Annotated in this window: 7 protein-coding genes; 2 read left to right on the top strand and 5 right to left on the bottom strand. The window is 69.0% G+C overall.

Annotated elements, in window-relative coordinates; all coding sequences use genetic code 11:
* Positions 1-26 precede the first annotated feature (26 nt).
* From EAO72_RS40035 to EAO72_RS40025, 3 genes are all read right to left on the bottom strand, one after another.
* Positions 27-287 (bottom strand): hypothetical protein, encoded by a 261-nt coding sequence (locus tag EAO72_RS40035; RefSeq protein WP_148022311.1) that lies wholly within the window; start codon positions 285-287, stop codon positions 27-29.
* 71 nt (positions 288-358) lie between these two features.
* Complete coding sequence (locus EAO72_RS40030; protein ID WP_148022310.1) at positions 359-1,000, bottom strand: hypothetical protein; 642 nt, start codon at positions 998-1,000, stop codon at positions 359-361.
* Between the two features lie 166 nt (positions 1,001-1,166).
* Complete coding sequence (locus EAO72_RS40025; protein ID WP_148022309.1) at positions 1,167-1,463, bottom strand: hypothetical protein; 297 nt, start codon at positions 1,461-1,463, stop codon at positions 1,167-1,169.
* Between the two features lie 5 nt (positions 1,464-1,468).
* Between EAO72_RS40025 and EAO72_RS40020 the strand changes: the two genes are divergently transcribed.
* Together EAO72_RS40020 and EAO72_RS40015 are read left to right on the top strand one after the other, a co-directional pair.
* Positions 1,469-2,029, top strand: a complete 561-nt coding sequence (locus EAO72_RS40020) for a hypothetical protein (RefSeq protein ID WP_148022308.1) — start codon at positions 1,469-1,471, stop codon at positions 2,027-2,029.
* Positions 2,030-2,068: 39 nt separating this feature from the next.
* Positions 2,069-2,440 (top strand): hypothetical protein, encoded by a 372-nt coding sequence (locus tag EAO72_RS40015; RefSeq protein ID WP_148022307.1) that lies wholly within the window; start codon positions 2,069-2,071, stop codon positions 2,438-2,440.
* Positions 2,441-2,598: 158 nt separating this feature from the next.
* Here EAO72_RS40015 and EAO72_RS40010 read toward each other — a convergent pair whose 3' ends face one another.
* Together EAO72_RS40010 and EAO72_RS42610 are read right to left on the bottom strand one after the other, a co-directional pair.
* Complete coding sequence (locus EAO72_RS40010) at positions 2,599-3,114, bottom strand: hypothetical protein (RefSeq protein ID WP_148022306.1); 516 nt, start codon at positions 3,112-3,114, stop codon at positions 2,599-2,601.
* Between the two features lie 60 nt (positions 3,115-3,174).
* Positions 3,175-3,392 (bottom strand): hypothetical protein (locus EAO72_RS42610; RefSeq protein WP_222724168.1); only part of this gene is annotated, 218 nt, incomplete at its 5' end.

Below are 3,392 nucleotides of genomic sequence, written 5' to 3'. Positions count from 1 at the left end.
CGTCCGGGGCCATGTCTGGAGCCGTGTCAGGGGTCATCAGCATTCCTCGAGCCCGGGTAGTTCTTGTACTCCTTGTACTGGCCCATCTGGGCGTCGTCGATCGCCTGGATGAGCGCCTTCGCGGTCCTGATGCCCTTCTCGCTCCTGACCACGGTCTCCGTCTTACCGCCCTTGAGGCGGATGACGTCCGTGGTGAGGAAGTTGTTGAGGGCCGCCTTGAGCTGGGCGGGCTGCTCGTCAGCTGGTTCCTGCCTTCGTACGGACGACCGCGCCGGGCCTCCCGGCACGGAACGCGGTGGTGTGTCGGGCCGGCTTCCGTTCCTGGACATCCCATGCCTGACGGCGCGTGACTACCGCTTCACGACGGAGGGTTCCGATCCTGGAGCGGCCACGACCAGACCACATCGACGGCTTCCCGTTCCTTGAGAATCCGTCGGTAGCGTGACGCCTCGCGCTTTGTTCCCGCATTGATCGGCCGGTACAGAACCCAGTCCTTCGGAACGATGTGAAGGGCCAGGGATTCCCATATGCCTTGCTGATCGACCGAGCGCGCGAGCACCACCGCGAAGCGCTGGATGCACCACACGCACCACCAGGGCGGTTCGGCGCCGATGGCTCCGGCGTCCACGAGCTTCCGGCCGTAGCCGTCCTCGGCATCGAGCTCCAGCTCCGCGTGGAAATCGTCGCCCCCGAAGAGGTGGACACAACTGCGCCGCAGGCTGTGTTCCATGTCCGACAGACCCCGCGCCCCTCCGGGATCGCAGTCCTCCGGCACCCGGGCCACGGCGAGCGGAAAGATCGCGTACCTGCCCCGGTCGATCACGGGAGAGCCGAGCTCCGCCCACTGCGGAGTCCTGTCGGAGTTCCTATGGCCGAGAACGCGCTCAAGCGCGTGCATGATCGACAGACCGTCCGAGATCGTCTGCTTCTCCTGCTCCGTCCCGGCCATGAGGCTCCTGTCCGATGGCGTAACGATGTGGTCGCTGAACGCCCCGATCATGCACCACACCACTGACACACGAGTCCCCCGCACGCACGCCGGCCGCCCCGGAAAGCGGGTGCGGGTCCGTTCGGTCGGGGGACCCTGCCAGAGGTCCGGCTACGACAGCGACGGATCCCGGGCACGCAACGCCGCCAGGTGGCCCCCCTCTCGGACCGACGGGAGATCAGCCCAGGTCGGGCCGGCTCAGGAGGCTCTCCAGCACAGCGCGGTCACCATGGACCCGCAGGCGGTCCGGGGAGAGACGGCCATGGAGCGTGAGCAGCAGGTCGCTTGCCGGGCCGTGCAGGCCGGTGGTCGTCTCGGCCCGGTCGTCGAGGAGATGTGATCCGGACGCCGTCAGGTCGAGTACCCACGTCTCGCCTTCGGTGGCGTGCATACCGATCCGGGCCGGCTCGTGCGGCCAGGGGCCGGCCGTGCCATGGCTGATGCCGAGGAACTCGGCAATGCCGTCGAGTGCCACAAAGCATGACCTCCCGGGGCGGCGAAGCGTTCGAGATCGCTCGGGCCGCCTCCGAGACCGATGAACTGCTGACCCGCCCCCTGCCCGAGGCCGGGCCGACGGCGTATGAGTGGTTGCCGGTCACCGAGGAGTGGACCCTGATCAAGGGAAGAGGATTCCTGATCGCCCCGCTCTGGGAGAGCGACGGTTTCACCGGTCTCCACGGCTCCGAGTGGGACGAGGCGTCGGAGGCCGGCGAGGGCCATCTGGCTTGCCTCGTAGACGAGTTGGAACGGCGATGGGGGCCGCATCGGCGGGTCGGCATGCGGGTGCCGATCCACCGCAAGATCGCGCGTGAACCCATGCCGCTGCTGTTCCGGACGCTATGCGACAACGACCTCCTCGGCGACCTCACGGTGTGGGGGCCGATGGACCCTTCGGCCCTGGGTGCGGAGACGAGGACGGAGGCGGAGGCGGAGGCCGGACGGCGATGGCTCGGCATCTCCCTCAGCCAATGCGACGGCGACGCCCCGATGATCCTGACGGCGACCGTCACTGATCAGCCCATCACGGAACTTCAGAGCTAGTGCGTGCTTTCAGCCGCGCGACGCGGCCACAATGCCCACATGGACGAACAGGACCAGGACCCGGTTCAGCGGGCGGACATCGACCGGATGGTCGAGCCGCTGAAGACGAACATGCCCGAAGCCGGGGACTTCGGCTTCGAGGCGATCCAGCAGCTGGGGAACCCGGTGCCGCTCCTGGTGCAGAACGACGGCAGGGAGCTTCTGCAGTTGTGGCTCGAGCCGTTCGGGCAGGACTACTGGCTGAAGCCCGGGGAAGCTGCGTACGTCACCTCGTACGGGACCTGGGACGGCCACCCGTTCGAGACGATGCATGAGACCGGCAGTCTCACCGTCTGGGCCACGTCCTGGTTCGCGACGGTCTCCGACCTCGACGGCAACGAATTCCCTCCGGGCAGCAGGGAGCCCGCCTGAGTCGTCGGTGTCGGGTCACCTCGGTAAGGGAGGAGGCTGCCTCCACCGGGACGCCCTCGGGTTTCGGGGCGGCCGGTTTCCGGGCCGGGGCCGGCGCAGCGCGGTGCGGTGCTCAGGCGCGCGGGGAAGGGATGATGCGGGAGGGGATGCCCCGCGCTCTACGTGGGGTTGATCGTGTCGAAGTACAGCCGGTCGCCGGTCGCGTCGAGGAAGAACCGCCCGCTGGTGAGCTCGCCCGGCTCGGGCCCCAGCAGGTGCGTGTCGTAGGCCTTGCTGCTCATCCACCGGGCCTGCCCGGGAACGAACTTCCTCAGCGGCTGCGGCACGGCGGCGGGCGCTGCGGGGGTGAAAGAGTACGCGGGGTCGCGCAGTATCTTCGCGGTGCTTCCGGCCGGAAGGCGGACGATGCCCACGGCCCGGTACCGCGGGTCGGGCCTCGGCGGGCCCAGCCGCCCCTCCCCGACGGCATCCCGGTCATAGAGGAGCCAGCGCGGCTCCGACAGGCGGCCCGCCTCACCGAATACCTTTCGCAACGGTTCGACGTCGGTACGCACCCTCTTGTGGTCCGGCAACGGCTCCGCCTCCGGGGTACCGCTGATCGCGTACACACCCCCGCAGACGACTACGAACGCTCCTGCCGCAACCCCCGTAGTGAGCCAAGCGCGTCGGCTCACGTCGAACGACCGTCCCATCAGCCCCAACTCATCGAAGCAGGCGCGACCTTGACCCGCACGTCAGCAGCGAGCGTTACCGCGCGGTGGCTTCAACGAGGCGAGGCGCGAGGGGGGCACGCGGTCCCCGGGGGCGGGGGTGGCGTGTTCGGCGGCCTTCAGCTCCCGGGCGGTGAGCGCGTGGCGCATCTCCATGGCGATCGCCCGCGCCCGGTCCGGAGCACCCGGACGGTTCGCCAGGCGGTCGTACCACCGGAACACCCCGTGCGGATCCGTGTTGC

This window comes from Streptomyces sp. OR43 (assembly GCF_008042275.1).
Taxonomy (GTDB): Bacteria; Actinomycetota; Actinomycetes; order Streptomycetales; family Streptomycetaceae; genus Streptomyces.
Note: the sequence above shows the minus strand (reverse complement) of the source record. Positions and strands in the feature narration are given on the sequence as shown.

Excerpts from the sequence above, each read along its gene's own strand:
- EAO72_RS40030 (WP_148022310.1), bottom strand. The coding sequence starts at position 1,000 with ATGATCGGGGCGTTCAGCGACCACATCGTTACGCCATCGGACAGGAGC.
- EAO72_RS40020 (WP_148022308.1), top strand. The coding sequence starts at position 1,469 with ATGACCTCCCGGGGCGGCGAAGCGTTCGAGATCGCTCGGGCCGCCTCC.
- EAO72_RS40015 (WP_148022307.1), top strand. The coding sequence starts at position 2,069 with ATGGACGAACAGGACCAGGACCCGGTTCAGCGGGCGGACATCGACCGG.